17 protein-coding genes are annotated in these 13,298 nt (G+C 70.4%); 8 read left to right on the forward strand and 9 right to left on the reverse strand.

Features of this window, described 5'->3' with window-relative positions; translation table 11 throughout:
* Nucleotides 1-296 precede the first annotated feature (296 nt).
* The 3 genes from ACIBVN_RS37545 to ACIBVN_RS37555 all read left to right on the forward strand — a co-directional run bounded on the left by ACIBVN_RS37545 (nt 297) and on the right by ACIBVN_RS37555 (nt 2,079).
* Complete coding sequence (locus ACIBVN_RS37545; protein ID WP_397144803.1) at nt 297-722, forward strand: hypothetical protein; 426 nt, start codon at nt 297-299, stop codon at nt 720-722.
* A gap of 67 nt (nt 723-789) precedes the next feature.
* On the forward strand, nt 790-1,380 hold the full coding sequence (locus ACIBVN_RS37550; RefSeq protein WP_397144805.1) for a hypothetical protein: 591 nt from the start codon (nt 790-792) through the stop codon (nt 1,378-1,380).
* Nucleotides 1,381-1,398: 18 nt separating this feature from the next.
* Nucleotides 1,399-2,079, forward strand: coding sequence for a helix-turn-helix domain-containing protein (locus ACIBVN_RS37555; protein WP_397144807.1), 681 nt, complete (start codon nt 1,399-1,401; stop codon nt 2,077-2,079).
* Nucleotides 2,080-2,219: 140 nt separating this feature from the next.
* Here the strand turns inward: ACIBVN_RS37555 and ACIBVN_RS37560 are convergent, their stop codons facing one another.
* Nucleotides 2,220-2,900, reverse strand: coding sequence for a 2OG-Fe(II) oxygenase (locus tag ACIBVN_RS37560; protein ID WP_397144809.1), 681 nt, complete (start codon nt 2,898-2,900; stop codon nt 2,220-2,222).
* Entirely contained in the window at nt 2,897-3,385 is a 489-nt protein-coding gene (locus tag ACIBVN_RS37565) for a methylated-DNA--[protein]-cysteine S-methyltransferase (RefSeq protein WP_397144811.1), read from the reverse strand. The genes ACIBVN_RS37560 and ACIBVN_RS37565 overlap by 4 nt, the downstream gene beginning before the upstream one ends.
* Before the next feature lie 182 nt (nt 3,386-3,567).
* On the opposite strand from ACIBVN_RS37565, the gene ACIBVN_RS37570 reads away from it, so the two are divergent.
* Nucleotides 3,568-4,371, forward strand: a complete 804-nt coding sequence (locus ACIBVN_RS37570) for a lysophospholipase (protein WP_397144813.1) — start codon at nt 3,568-3,570, stop codon at nt 4,369-4,371.
* A 17-nt stretch (nt 4,372-4,388) separates the two neighbouring features.
* Here ACIBVN_RS37570 and ACIBVN_RS37575 read toward each other — a convergent pair whose 3' ends face one another.
* Nucleotides 4,389-4,883, reverse strand: a complete 495-nt coding sequence (locus ACIBVN_RS37575; protein ID WP_397144815.1) for a hypothetical protein — start codon at nt 4,881-4,883, stop codon at nt 4,389-4,391.
* A gap of 160 nt (nt 4,884-5,043) precedes the next feature.
* Here ACIBVN_RS37575 and ACIBVN_RS37580 point away from each other — a divergent pair, with 160 nt between their 5' ends.
* Nucleotides 5,044-5,646 (forward strand): TIGR03086 family metal-binding protein, encoded by a 603-nt coding sequence (locus tag ACIBVN_RS37580; protein WP_397144817.1) that lies wholly within the window; start codon nt 5,044-5,046, stop codon nt 5,644-5,646.
* A gap of 356 nt (nt 5,647-6,002) precedes the next feature.
* On the opposite strand, the gene recQ is transcribed toward ACIBVN_RS37580, so the two are convergent.
* Both recQ and ACIBVN_RS37590 read right to left on the reverse strand, forming a co-directional pair.
* Nucleotides 6,003-7,814, reverse strand: coding sequence for a DNA helicase RecQ (recQ, locus tag ACIBVN_RS37585; protein WP_397144819.1), 1,812 nt, complete (start codon nt 7,812-7,814; stop codon nt 6,003-6,005).
* A gap of 159 nt (nt 7,815-7,973) precedes the next feature.
* Nucleotides 7,974-9,170: an MFS transporter gene (locus tag ACIBVN_RS37590; RefSeq protein WP_397144821.1), complete on the reverse strand. Its 1,197-nt coding sequence runs from the start codon at nt 9,168-9,170 to the stop codon at nt 7,974-7,976.
* Nucleotides 9,171-9,269: 99 nt separating this feature from the next.
* Between ACIBVN_RS37590 and ACIBVN_RS37595 the strand changes: the two genes are divergently transcribed.
* From ACIBVN_RS37595 to ACIBVN_RS37605, 3 genes are all read left to right on the forward strand, one after another.
* Entirely contained in the window at nt 9,270-10,031 is a 762-nt protein-coding gene (locus tag ACIBVN_RS37595) for an SDR family NAD(P)-dependent oxidoreductase (protein ID WP_397144823.1), read from the forward strand.
* A gap of 29 nt (nt 10,032-10,060) precedes the next feature.
* A complete protein-coding gene (locus ACIBVN_RS37600) occupies nt 10,061-10,306 on the forward strand; it encodes a type B 50S ribosomal protein L31 (protein ID WP_397145013.1) in 246 nt (81 codons plus the stop codon).
* An 81-nt stretch (nt 10,307-10,387) separates the two neighbouring features.
* Nucleotides 10,388-10,627, forward strand: a complete 240-nt coding sequence (locus tag ACIBVN_RS37605) for a DUF3040 domain-containing protein (RefSeq protein WP_349450589.1) — start codon at nt 10,388-10,390, stop codon at nt 10,625-10,627.
* On the opposite strand, the gene ACIBVN_RS37610 is transcribed toward ACIBVN_RS37605, so the two are convergent.
* From ACIBVN_RS37610 to ACIBVN_RS37625, 4 genes are all read right to left on the reverse strand, one after another.
* Nucleotides 10,601-10,861 (reverse strand): DUF6343 family protein, encoded by a 261-nt coding sequence (locus ACIBVN_RS37610; protein ID WP_349450588.1) that lies wholly within the window; start codon nt 10,859-10,861, stop codon nt 10,601-10,603. The genes ACIBVN_RS37605 and ACIBVN_RS37610 overlap by 27 nt on opposite strands.
* Before the next feature lie 22 nt (nt 10,862-10,883).
* The gene (locus tag ACIBVN_RS37615) at nt 10,884-11,588 is read right to left on the reverse strand and encodes a maleylpyruvate isomerase family mycothiol-dependent enzyme (protein ID WP_397144826.1); all 705 of its coding nucleotides are present in this window, start codon (nt 11,586-11,588) and stop codon (nt 10,884-10,886) included.
* Nucleotides 11,589-11,604: 16 nt separating this feature from the next.
* Nucleotides 11,605-12,309, reverse strand: a complete 705-nt coding sequence (locus ACIBVN_RS37620; protein WP_397144828.1) for a DUF4344 domain-containing metallopeptidase — start codon at nt 12,307-12,309, stop codon at nt 11,605-11,607.
* 144 nt (nt 12,310-12,453) lie between these two features.
* A complete protein-coding gene (locus tag ACIBVN_RS37625) occupies nt 12,454-13,188 on the reverse strand; it encodes a hypothetical protein (RefSeq protein ID WP_397144830.1) in 735 nt (244 codons plus the stop codon).
* Between the last annotated feature and the right edge of the window lie 110 nt (nt 13,189-13,298).

A 13,298-nucleotide genomic window follows, 5' to 3' on the forward strand; every position in this document is an offset into this window, starting at 1 on the left:
AACCGGCACCAAGAAACCACGACGTCACAGACGGCCACCAGGCCCCATTTTCACGCCGGAACCGGCGTCCCGCAGCGATATGAAGGACTCATCCGGACACCCGGCCATCCGCCCGGGACGGCACCTCGAAGGCGCTGGTCGCGATCGTCGCCGCCCTGGCCCTGGTCGTCTCGGCGGGTGTCGGCGCGGTCGTCTACTCGTACGTCATCAAGGAGCAGGACGGCACCCAGCAGGCCTCACCCGGCACCACGACCACGACCACCACCACCCAGCCCAAGGAAGAACCGGCCAAGACCGTGTTCGGAGCGCTGGACACCTTCACGGAGAACTGCCCGGCCGCCAAGGTGCGCGGCGCGGACGCGGCCTGCGTGCGGGAGTCGGAGTGCTGGGGCGGCCTGGTCATCATCGTGGGCGACACGAAGGCCAGACGGCTCGGGTGCGAGGAGAGGCACTCATGGGAGACGTTCGCGGTGGCCCCGATCCCGTCCGACGCCGACACGTACGTGCAGCAGGACCTCGCCAAGCACCCGACGGTGAAGCGGGTCTGCAGCCGGGCGATTCTCCTGGCCAGCAGGGTCGGCACGGCCAGGCGCTTCGGGTCCGCCAGATGGCAGGCCGACGTCATGCCGCCGTCACAGGCGCAGTTCGAGCAGGGCGTGCGCTTCTACCGCTGCATCGGCAGCCTGACCGGCCAGGAGCCGCGCGGGTCCTCTTTCCACTAGACAGTTTGCCGGGATCTCCACATTTGGCGGGCACCGTCTGCACAAGTGATCTCTAGCCTCAGATTGTGTGAAATGGCGGATCCCTTCCTGGGCCTTCCTCCTGTGGATGGCCGCGCTGTCCTTGGCGTTCGTCGCCCTGGCCCTGCACGCGGGCTGGCTGTACTCCGAGTTCTGGCTGCTCGCGCCCTTCGCGCTGATCGCTGTCTTCCTCCTGTACGTCCTCCTCGCCGCACCGGCGTTGGCCATCGTGGTGGCGCGCGGCCGGGTGGGCGTCGCCTGCCTGGTCTTCGTCCTGGGCGTGGCGTTGCCCGCGACGCTGGTGTTCGTGCCGGAGGCACGCAGCCGCGCGCGGTTCTACGTGGAGCGGCCCGCGTTCGACGCCGTGGCCGAGCTGGCGCGGCAGGGCCGGCTGGACTCCGACGAGTACTACGGTGCGCGGCTGCCCGGCGAGCTCTGCTTCGTCTCCGCGACCTGCACCGTGGTGACCTGGGAGGACGGCGCCCTTTTCGTGCCGGACTGGGTGGGGATTCCGGATGATGCCGTCGGCTATGCGCACTTCACGGGGGCGCCCGGCGGTCCGTACGACGGATTCGGGATGATGATCTGCCCCAGATTTGAGCTCGCCGACGGCTGGTGGTGGCTCGATGCGTGCCCTTAGCACGGTTAGGCTGCCCGAATGGAGCTGAAGGATCAGGTGCGCGAACTGCGTGCTCAGGGCCGTTCCCCGAAGGAGATCGCCAGGGCGCTGAAGGTGTCGCCGTCCGTGGTGGCGCCGCTGGTGCGGGCCATCGCGGCGGAGATTCCCGCCGTCGACCCCGAAGTGGTCGGGTGCTGGATCAACGTCGGCTGGAGCGAGGGACTCATCGTCGACCCCGCCCGCGGGTGGGTGGACGAGGCGCCGGAGTCGGGCACGGGCGGCATGGTGTGCGTGCTGGTCGCCCGGCGGCACACCTGGGACAAGATGACGGTCTGCGGCTACCTCGCGGACGTCTACTGCCTCGGGCTGAAGAACGCCATCGGCCCCGATGTGCTCGACGAGCGCGACCTGGTGCGCTTCCGCCAGTACTTCTTCGGCGAGTACGCGGGCTGGCAGGAGGCGCCGGTCGAGCTGGCCAAGAACATCGTGTTCGGGTCCATCGACCACGCCCGCACGCTCGGGTTCGAGGCGCACGAGGACTACGCGCCGCTGGCCGACGACATGCTGGGCAAGTGGGACGGCGACTCGGCGATCACGTTCGGCCGTAACGGCAAGCCGTTCTACGTGCAGGGGCCGGACGACAAGCCGCAGCGGGTCCTGCAGATCCTGCGACGCAAGCTCACCGACGACGACTTCGACTACGTCATCGTGGACCCGTGACGCGCATCGTGATGTTGAGGCGGCCGGAGGCCGGCCGGATCGGCACGCCTGGGCGAGGTGGCGCCGCTCGTCCGGCGTGAGCCACCCGGGCACGTGCACCGCGCCGGGCGCTGTCTCCCGTATCGGCTGTCCCTTCCTGGTCAGCGGGCGTCGTGGAAGACGAGCCCCAGCGTATGCCGCAGCCCCGACCGCACGGTGCTCACTCCGTGCCGCACGGGGGAGGCCGACCAGCCCCGCGACGACCGTACGGGCCGGTCCCGCGTGGTGAAGATCAGCCCGTGTCCCTGCGGCAACAGCGTCACCGTGCCCCGCGACTGTGCCCGGGGCCGCTGCTCCACCAGCAGGAACTCGCCTCCGGCGTAATCCTCGCCCGGCCGGTCGAGGCCGATCACGACCTGCAACGGGAACACCAGGTCGCCGTAGAGGTCGCGGTGCAGCGCGTTCCAGTCGTCCCGCTCGTACCTCAGCAGGATGGGCGTCGGCTTCGTCTGCCCGGCTCTGTGGCACATGTCGAGCCATTCACCGAAGTCGTCCGGCCACGGAGCCGGTCGGCCCAGCTTGCTCGCCCAGTCGCGGGCGATCGGCAGCAGCCGCGGGTAGAGCTCCGCCCGCAGCCTCTCCACCAGCGGCGGGAACGGCCGGTCGAAGTACCGGTACTGCCCGGCCCCGAACCGGTACCGCTCCATGTCGATGGTGGACCGGAACAGCGCTGCCTCGTCGTACAGGCTGGAGATCTCCTTGCACTCCTCCGGGGTGAGCAGCGGCGGCATGAGCGCGCACCCGTAGGCGTTGACCTCTTCCGTCAGCTTCGCCCAGTTCATGAGACCGTGCTCCAGAGCCGCGGCTGGAGGGCGCCTTCGAGGGTGAGCAACTCGTGCTTGCGCTCGACGCCGCCCGCGTACCCGGTCAGCGTGCCGTCCGCGCCGACGACGCGGTGGCAGGGGCGGACGATGAGCAACGGGTTCGCGCCGACAGCAGCGCCGACCGCGCGGATCCGGTCACGTGGCGCGCCGACGCGCGCGGCGAGCGCGCCGTAGGTCGTCGTGGTCCCGTACGGCAGCGCCGCCACCTCCGCCCACACCCGCTCCTGGAACGCGGTCCCGTGGGAGGCGAGCGGCAGGTCGAACGAGACCCGCTCGCCCGCGAAGTACTCGGCGAACTGCCGCTCGACCTCGGCGAACGCGGCCGGATCCCCCTTCAGGCCGGTCGGCACGCCCACGTCGAACGACACGCGCGTCAGCGCCGAGCCGTCACCGGCGAGCAGGATCTCGCCCAGCGGGCTGCCGATCGTGGTGTAGATGTCCATACCTTCTACAACACCGGCGGGCACCCGGAAGTCGGCGGTTTTCGGACCTCGCAACCCCCAGCCTTACGAAGCCCGAACGGGACCGACGGCTCGCCACGCCTCTCCTGGCGAAGTACGGCGGGTGTGCGGCGCTCGCTGCACCGGTGGACGCCACGGCGATGATCAGCGTAGCCTCGGTGACCATGGCCGAGTCGCGAGAGCACACCTTCACCGGCACCAAGGGCCCGAACACGGTCCGCGAATGGCCCCATGACCGCCCGCGATACGTCGCCGTCCTGATCCACGGATACGGCGAGCACATCGGCCGCTACGAGTACGTCGCGGACCGGCTCGTCCGGCACGGCGCCGCCGTCTACGGCCTCGACCACATGGGCCACGGCAAGTCGGCAGGCGACCGGGTGCTCGTCGCGGACTTCGAGGACGTGGTCACGGACGTGCACACCGTCGAAAAGCGCGCCAGGGCCGACCATCCCGGCGTTCCCGTCGTGGTGATCGGCCACTCGATGGGCGGCATGATCGCCGCCCGCTACGCCCAGCGCTACGGCGACGGCCTGGCCGCGCTCGTGCTGTCCGGGCCGGTGATCGGCGGATGGGAGGTCGTCCCGGCCCTGCTGGCCTACGAGGAGCCACCGGACACCCCCATCGACCCGGCCACCCTCTCCCGCGACCTCTCGGTGGGCGAGGCGTACGCCGCCGACCCGCTGGTGTGGCACGGCCCGTTCAAGCGCCCCACCCTGGAGGCGTTCGCGACCACGCTGGCCACGATCGCCGAGGGCGGCACGCTGGGGCCGCTGCCCACGCTCTGGGTGCACGGGGCCGACGACGAGCTCGTCCCGCTGAGCGGCAGCCGCCCCGGCATCGAGGCGATCAGGGGGACGGACCTGACCGAGCGGATCTACGAGGGCGCCAGGCACGAGGTCTTCAACGAGACCAACAAGGACGAGGTGCTCGACGACGTGACGGCCTTCATCGACCGGGCCATTTGACGGATAACCAGACCGGGCTATTTGACGGACAGCCACACGTATCCCGAGCCCCGCGTACGGCTGAGCTCGATCTTCCAGCAGCCGGGCTTCGGGAACACGAACCCCGTGCCCCACTCCTCGCCGGGCCGGCGCCAGCTCGATCCGTCGTGCGGCTGCGGACCCCAGGCGAGCCTGGCTGGCGTGCCGTCGGGAAGCGTCGCCCTGACCCGCAGCGGGCCCTCACCGGTCATCCGCCACACGATCTTGATCTCTTCGCGACTGGCGAGCGGCGGGCCGGGGGCGAACAGCAGCCCCCACAACTCCGCGTCCTGAGCCGTCCCCCGCAGCTCCGGAAACCCTGCACTGAGGATCACCGAAGTCCCGTTGCACGCCGCCCGGGTAGCGGTCGGGCTCGGGCTGATGACCGAGATGTCGGGGCTTGGGGTGGCCGACGTCGCCACAGGGGCAGGGGCGCGGGCCCCAGCCGAACACCCGGCGACCAGCAAGAGCAGCACCACCATCAACCGATTCATCGAACCTCCTCGCCCTCTCTACTCGAGATCCCGGCAGGAGGTTCCCGCTACGGAGCCCCGGTCGGCCGCGTCCGTGCGGCCTGCCCCACCTTCTCGGCATGCCCATGGCAGGGCCGATGAGTTTTCCCGAGGAGCGCGGTCTGATTGACGAGGAGGCGATATGGGCGAGCAGACATTGGCGCCGGCGGCAGGGGTGGCGCTGCTGGAGCGGGCAATCGACTACGCGCTGGGCAGCCTGCGCACCGTCACGACGGCGGCCCTCTGCCGGGCGACACCCTGCGCGGGCTGGAACCTCCAGCACCTGCTCGACCACATGGCCGACTCGCTGCAGACCCTGAACGACGCCGCCACGGGCCGCATCTCCCCTCCGCCGGTGGCCGGGATCTCACGGGCCGCCTGCCGCAACCCGGCACTTCTCGTCCGGGACGGAGCCACCGAGGTGCTGGGCCTGTGGGCGGCGTCCCTGACCGGCAACCGGATCGTCGCCATGGCCGGCCACCACCTGACGAGCCCGATGGTGGCCGCGGTGGGCGCGATCGAGATCACCGTGCATGGCTGGGACGTGGCCAGAGCCTGCGGCGAGCACCGCCCGATCCCAACCTTGCTGGCCGAGGAGTTGCTGGACCTCGCCCAGTTGTTCGTCACCGGGGACGACCGGCCGCAGAGGTTCGCCTCGCGGGTGACCGTGCCGCCGCACGCGCCCGCCGAGGACCGCCTCCTGGCCTACCTCGGCCGCGATCCGAACTGGCCGACAAGCCCCTGACCAGCCCGGCAACCCCAACCGCAAGGACAGAACACCCAGCCCCGGGCACCATTTCCCGTTCACACGCCGTACGATCATCTTGTACGGCAAGTCAAGGGCGCTCGTCATCACGAGCCCCGACACGCGTCCGGCCGGTTGTCAGCGGGGCGGCGAAGCTGATCGCCGCGACCAGGCCGACCAACGTGGTGGCGACGACCGTTCTTCGTGCGGCCGTCGCCACCACCACGCCCCGCCCCTCCGGCGTCCTCGCGGAGGGCTGCCACCGTGCTGCGACCGCTGGGTGTCGTGGTGAGGACCTTTGCCACGCCCCGCCCCTCCGGCATCCTCACGGAGGGCTGTCCGACGTGCCGTGACCGTCAGGCATCCTCCTGGAGGACCTCCAGCAGCTGCTCCCCGTATTTCGCCAGCTTGTTCTCCCCAACCCCGTTGACCTCGCTCAGCTCGGCGATCGAAGACGGCCGGACGGTGGCGATCTCCCTCAACGTCGCGTCGTGGAAGATGACATAGGCGGGCACCCCCTGCTCCTTCGCCGTGGCCGCGCGCCACGAACGGAGCCGTTCGAAGAGCGGGGCGGCCTCGGCGGACAGCTCGACCACGGCCTGGGACTTGGCGGAGGAGGCCGCCTTGGCCCGGACCGGGCGCAGGGTGTCGCGGCGCAGCAGCACCTCGCGCTGCCCTCGCAGCACCGCCGCGCTGGCGTCCGTCAGCACCAGCGCCCCGTAGTCGGACTCGACTGCCAGCAGCCCCTGCGCCAGCAGTTGCCGCACCACGCCGTGCCACTCCGCGTTGCCCAGGTCGGCACCCACCCCGAACACGGACAGCGTCTCGTGGCCGTGCTGCAGCACCTTGGCCGTCTTCTTGCCGAGCAGGATGTCGACCACCTGTCCCACCCCGAACTTCTGCCGCCGCTCGCGCGCCAGCCGCAGCACGGCCGACAGCACCTTCTGGGCGGGGACCGTGCCGTCCCACGACTCCGGCGGCGTCTGGCAGGTGTCGCAGTTTCCGCACGGCTCGGCGCCCTTCTGCCCGAAGTAGTCGAGCAGCATCACCCGGCGGCAGCCCACGGTCTCGCACAGCGCCAGCATGGCGTCGAGATGGAGCACCTGGCGGCGGCGGTGCGCCTCGTCGCCCTCCATGGCCATCCGCCGGTGCTGCACGACGTCTTGGAGGCCGTACGCCATCCACGCGGTGGCGGGCAGACCGTCGCGACCCGCGCGCCCGGTCTCCTGGTAGTAGCCCTCGACCGACTTCGGCAGGTCGAGGTGGGCGACGAAGCGCACGTCGGGCTTGTCGATGCCCATGCCGAACGCGATCGTGGCCACCACGATCAGCCCGTCTTCCCGCAGGAAGCGGGCCTGGTGGGCGGCGCGGGTGCGGGCGTCGAGACCCGCGTGGTACGGCACCGCCGCGATGCCGTTGTCCGTCAGGAACTCGGCGATCTTCTCGACCGAGGAGCGCGACAGGCAGTAGACGATGCCGGAGTCGCCGGGATGCTCGGTGCGCAGGAACTCCAGCAGCTGCCGCTTGGGCTCGCTCTTGGGCGTGATGCGGTAGTGGATGTTGGGCCGGTCGAAGCCGGCCACGAAGTGGCGGGCCTGGTCGAGGCCTAGCCTGGAGGAGATCTCGGCGTGGGTGGCCGGGGTGGCGGTGGCGGTCAGCGCGATGCGCGGCACCTCCGGCCAGCGCTCGCGCAGCGTGGACAGCTCGAGGTAGTCGGGGCGGAAGTCGTGACCCCACTGCGCCACGCAGTGGGCCTCGTCGATGGCGAACATCGAGATCTCGCCCTTGGCCAGCAGCCGCAGCGTGGCGTCGACCCGCAGCCGCTCCGGGGCGAGGTAGAGCAGGTCGAGCTCGCCGGCCAGGAACTCGGACTCGACCAGCTGCCGCTCGTCGAAGTCCTGCGTCGAGTTGAGGAACCCCGCCCGCACGCCGAGCGCGCGCAACGCGTCGACCTGGTCCTGCATCAGCGCGATCAGGGGCGAGATGACCACCCCCACGCCACGGCGCACCAGCGCGGGGATCTGGTAGCAGAGCGATTTGCCGCCGCCGGTGGGCATGAGGACGAGTGCGTCGCCGCCGGCCACGACATGGTCGATGATCTCCTGCTGTCCCGCCCTGAACGAGTCGTAGCCGAACACGCGGTGCAGAACCTCGGTGGGGGTATCCATGCGGCTACCTTACGTGTTCGGGGGTGAACGTTTGGTGAGTTCCGCCGACGGCGATCGGAGCCCGCCCGTGGCGCCCGGAAGCGCCGCGATCGGAGCCCGCCCGCAGCGCCCCGGCGGCGTCCCACCAGTCTGCCCGAACAGCCGACCCGGTGGCTCCCATCAGGCGGGAGCGGTGCCGGGGCGGATGCCGCGGTGGTAGGCCACCAGGGCGAGGGCGCCGAGCGCGCACGCCGCCGCCACCGCTCCCATCACAGCCGGATACCCGGCGAACTGGGCGATCCCCGCCGCCAGCAGCGGCGCGACGGCCTTGGCCACCGTGACGGGCAGCGCGAGCGCCCCGCTCAGAGACGCGTACGCCCCCGTGCCGTACCGGTCGGCCAGCAGCGCGGGCCGGGCGATGGTCCCCACCCCGAACCCCAGCCCGAACAGCACGACAGAGGCCACCGCCCCCGCCACGCTCCGCCCCACCAGCGGCAGCAGCACCGCCGCCAGCCCTTGCAGGCCGAACATGACAGCCGTGATCAAGGCCACCGACCACCGTCCTTGCAGCCCCGTGGTGACCAGCCGCCCTGTCACCGACAGCACTCCGAGCAGCCCCGCCACACTGGCCGCGAACACGGGTGGATGTCCGAGGGCGATCAGGTACGTGACCAGCAGCACCCCCATGACCGACACCGCGCCCGTCTGGGTCAGGAAAGCCGCCGCCAGCAGCCAGAAGGGCCGCTCGCGCAGCGCCGTCCCGACGATCTCGCGCCGATCGGCGTGCGGCGGCGCAGCCCGGCTCCGCACGGCCAGCGCGTGCAGCGGCCCGGAGGTCAGCGCGTATCCGACGGCCAGGATGACCAGCGCCTGCCGCCACCCGTACAGATCGACGAGAAGGCCCGTCAGCGGCAGGAAGATGGTGGAGGCGAACCCCGCCACGACGGTCACCGCCAGTAACGCCCGCGCCCGCCTGGTCGCGTCGAACCAGGCCACGATCACCGCGAACGCCGCCTCGTACAGCACCATCGCCGACGCCACGCCGAGCACCCCGCACACCAGGTACAGCTGCGCCACTGACCGCACCTGGGACCAGGCCAGCACCGCCAGCCCGCCCAGCACCGAGCCCACCGTCATCAGCCCGCGCCCGCCGTGCCGGTCCAGCCAGCGCCCGATGACCGGCGCCACCACCCCCGACACCAGCACGGCCAGCGTGATCGCCCCCGTGAGCTGTGCGACCCCGGCGTGCAGCTCGCGGGACATCGGCGGGATGAACACAGAGAACGCGTAATAAAGCACACCGTAACCGGCGGTCTGCGTGATGGAGAGCGCGCCGATCATCCATACCTGGGACTTCGATCCGGCGGCGTCGATCACGCAGAGAATGGTTCCCGTTCATCGAGGGGAAATACGGTGATAAAAGTCACTTCACTCGGCAGAGAACGACAGAACGTGAAATTGGAATAACGTCGAGTCATGAGCTTTTCCTACGTGGTTACCGGCGGCGGACGTGGAATTGGAAAGGCCGTGGTAGAGCGGCTGCTCGGCGAGAAGGACACCGTGGTGGCCGTCGAACGCGACCCCGGCGCGCTCTCCTGGGCCGGCCCCAGGGTGGTCCCCGTGATCGGCGACGCGGCCGACGAGGAGGTCGCCGCCTGGGCCGCCGACCTGGCCCAGGAGTCGGGCACCCTGCGCGGCTGGGTCAACAACGCGGCCGTGTTCCGGGACGCCTCCGTGCATTCCTCCCCGATCTCCGAGGTCAGGGCCCTGATCGCGGCGAACCTCGACCTCGCCGTCGTGGGCTGCGCCACCGCCGTGCGCCACTTCCTCGCGGCCGGCACGCCCGGCGCCATCGTCAACATCACCTCGCACCAGGCCGCCAAGCCGGTGCCCGGCAGCCTCCCGTACGCGACCGCCAAGGCCGCCACCGAGGGCCTGACGAGGTCGCTTGCCGTGGAGTACGGCAGGCGCGGCATCAGGGTCAACGCCGTGGCCCCCGGTTCGGTGGCCACGGAGCGGTACGAGGCGTTCCTGGCCTCCCAGACCCCCGAAGGGCGGCAGGCCGTCGAAGAGCAGCTGGCCAGGCTGCACCCCCTGGGCCGGGTCGCCACCCCCGCCGAGGTGGCCTCCGTCGTGGCGCACCTCCTCTCGGACGAGGCCGCGTTCGTCAACGGCGTCACCGTGCCCGTGGACGGCGGGCGCACGGTGCTCGGGCTCGACCCTGAAGCGCGGGAATGAAAACCGTTGTCATGCGGTTTGAGCGGGGCATGAAGAAGAACCTGCACCCCGCGTACCGTCCCGTCGTCTTTCGCGACCCCAGCGTCGGGTTCGCCTTCCTCACCCGCTCGACACTGACCAGCAACCAGACCGTCGAGTGGGCGGACGGCCGGACGTACCCCGTCGTCGACGTGGACGTGTCGTCCGCCAGCCACCCCTTCTACACCGGGCGTGGCCGCATTCTCGACTCCGCGGGCCGCGTCGAGCGCTTCAACCAGCGTTTTGGGAGGAAGTGAAGCCGACCTGGAAGAAGCGGGCATGCCTGCGCTACTGGTGGGTAAAAGGGGGTCACCGGCGTCGGAGCAGTGGTGATGGCGATGAGTCTCTCTGGAAAGGAACGCCGCATTCTCGCTGAGATCGAGCAGGCCCTTGAGCGAGAGGACCCCGAGCTGGCCAAGCGCGTCGCGGCAATCAACAAGATCGAGTCCGACGGGAACATCTTCCCTCAGGCGTACGGTGATCGCCTGCGCATGTGGGCGTTGGCGCACGTCTGGATGATCTTCACGGTGGGCGCACTGCTGATCGTGCTGCTACTGCTGGCCGTGCTGACCACCTGAGCCGCGTTGCCGGCGTCGCAGCACCGCCAGGTCGATGGCGGCGACGACGGCCACCGCGGCGGCGATCGCGGCCTCCCAGCGCCAGACCTCCGCCCCCGTGCTCTGGGCGCGCAGGGCGAAGAACACCGCCGCTGCGACGCCCAGCACGAGCGCCACCAGCGACAGGATGCGCCGGGCGCCGATCGGGCTGCGCGCGGTCAGTGGCTCCGTGCCCGCCCGGTTACGCAGCCACATGATCGATCTCCTCTCCGGGCACTTACGCCAGGCACCTCAGGGCCGCGACGATGCGCGGGTCGATCCCGTGCGAGGCGGGCAGGCGCCCCACCGCGGCCTCCACGAACTCGGGGTACGACAGCGAGGCGGTGACCCCGTCCACGGCCGCCCAGATCTCGTCGGCCGTCTGCTCCACCTGCACCTTGGCCTCCTGCTCCCGCAGCACGAACCGCGCCACGGCCACCCGCCACAACGTCCTGTCGTCGGCCTCGGAGTCGGAGACGGGCGCGCCGACGTCGTCGGCGTGGGTGGCGTACTCGGAGTCGTAGTGGAAGGCCTGCAGGCCGCACGGATAAGGCCCGGCCATCGTGTCGAGCAGCGCGTCGGGGCCGAACTCCCGCATGCGCCGCCGCGTCCCGCCGTTGTCGGCCCGCCACTCCTCCAGCACGTCTGCCACGGGCATGCCGCGCCGCTGCCGCACCGACCACTCGTTGAAGTCGTTGAACCCGGACACGCCGGCCTTGGAGAGCCGGGTCAGCAGGTCCTGCACGGTCCCGTCGAGGCAGGCGTGGTTGTAGAGCTCCTCGCCCGCCAGGTGCCCCAGCACATCACGTACCGACCAGCCCTCGCACCGGGACGGCCGCTGCCAGCCGGCCTCGTCGAGCCCGCTGAAGAACCGGTCGAGCCGCGCCGCCTCCGCGTCGAAGATGTCGAACGGGTTGAAGTCTTTGAGCAGGTCGTCGGCCATATCCGGACGCTACCCGCTATGTGTCTGCTTTCACAGCCATGGAGCCGATGGCGGACCTGACCCGGTTGTGCTCGTCCGCGCACGAAGGCACCCGCTCGGGCGGAACCCAGCCGCCCTGGGCGATGCGGCGGTACTTGCCGGGGTCGGCGCCGTACAGCAGGCAGGAGAACGTGGCGGACTCGGCCGTCCCGGACAGCCCGTCGATGCCCGTGTGGCCGGCGAGCAGGTGGCGGGCCTCGGCGGCGGCCACCACGCGCTTGGAGGCGTCGACGGGAAGCGTCAGCGCCGCGAACTGGTCGGCCTGCGCGTCGCTGTCGGGCAGGCCGTTGAGCGTGGTCAGGGCGTGGCCGAGCTGCTGGTGGAAGAGCACGGACAGCGCGGCGTCCACGCGGGCGGACCTGGTGCCGGCGTCGGCCTCCTCGGTCTCGGAGATGCCGTCCAGCACTTGCCGCGCCTTGTCGACCACCTGGTAGCAGATGGTGATCCGGCGCTCGTCGTGGTCCCAGGTGGCCTCCGCCGAGTCGCAGTCACGCGCGACCACCTTGATCGGCGCGGGCAACCGGATCCCGGTCTCCAGCGCGCCGCTGTCCTTGAGGAGCTTCCTGGCCTGCTCGGCGCGGGGCGAGTCCGGCTGCTCGTAGCGTACGGACAGCTCTGATGAGGGGGCCGCTCCCAGCGTGCTCGTCATGCTGAGGACGAGGGCGATGAGGGGATGCGGCATGCGAGGCTCCTTCGGGGGTCGATCAACGCAATGCGACTGTCCATGCGCGGGATGGGAGATCGCTAAACCTGCGCGCCGGTAAAGGAGCCCGAAAAGCCGGAGGCCCGGCCCCCGTTGAGGGGACCGGGCCTGCGGTGTCATGGACTAGCGACGCCACCAGGGGCCGTAGACCCGCACGTAGTCCGTGCGGCTCGTGGCGCTCTCGAGCTCGTCGTCGCCGGCGTACACGGCACGGAACGTGCCGCTGCGGTACGCCTTCGCCTTGGTGCTGAACTTGCCGCCCCAACCGGTCCAGTCGGAGGCGACCCACTTCCAGCCGGTGGAGCCGTTGGCGCGGAAGTAGATGTTCACCTTCTCGCCGCGGACGCCTTCCCAGCCTTCGTCATCCACCTGGAGACGGCCGGAGAAGTAGATCGACTTGCCCTTGCGGACCTTGTACGGGTCGGCGCTGAAGCGCGTGATGCGCGTGTCGGCCTTGCCCTTCTCGAGCTCGACCGAGAAGAACGCCGTGTCCTTGGCGATCTCCTTGCCGGCGCTGTCGAAGGCCACGGCGGTGGCGCTCCACTTGCCGTGGGCGTCGCCCTCGGTGAAGCCGACGGCGAAGCGCCAGCCCTCGAGGTCCTTGACGTCCTTGGCGCGCAGCGCGCGTACGCCCTCGGGCGCCACGCTGAGCTCGACCTTCTTGACGTCGGAGCTGGCCCCGATGTCGAAGTAGGCGGTCGTCTCGGCTCCGGCCTTGACCACGACCGGGTTCGGCGAGATGTCGCGGATCTTGAGCTGGGTGTCGGTCTTGGTGGCCGCCGAGGCAGCGCCCGCGCCGGACACCAACATGGCCCCGCCCACAAGAGCGGAGACGATACCAAGTGCGATCTTTCTCATGAGGGTGCTGATTCCTCTCCCCGTATTGACTCGGAGCCGGCTCGGGGCGGCCGACCCCTTTACTACTTTGAGCCATGAGATGGGGGAAAAGTTGGCTAAAGTTGGAGAAA

This window comes from Nonomuraea sp. NPDC049400 (genome assembly GCF_044466425.1).
In the GTDB taxonomy this organism is placed as follows: Bacteria; Actinomycetota; Actinomycetes; order Streptosporangiales; family Streptosporangiaceae; genus Nonomuraea.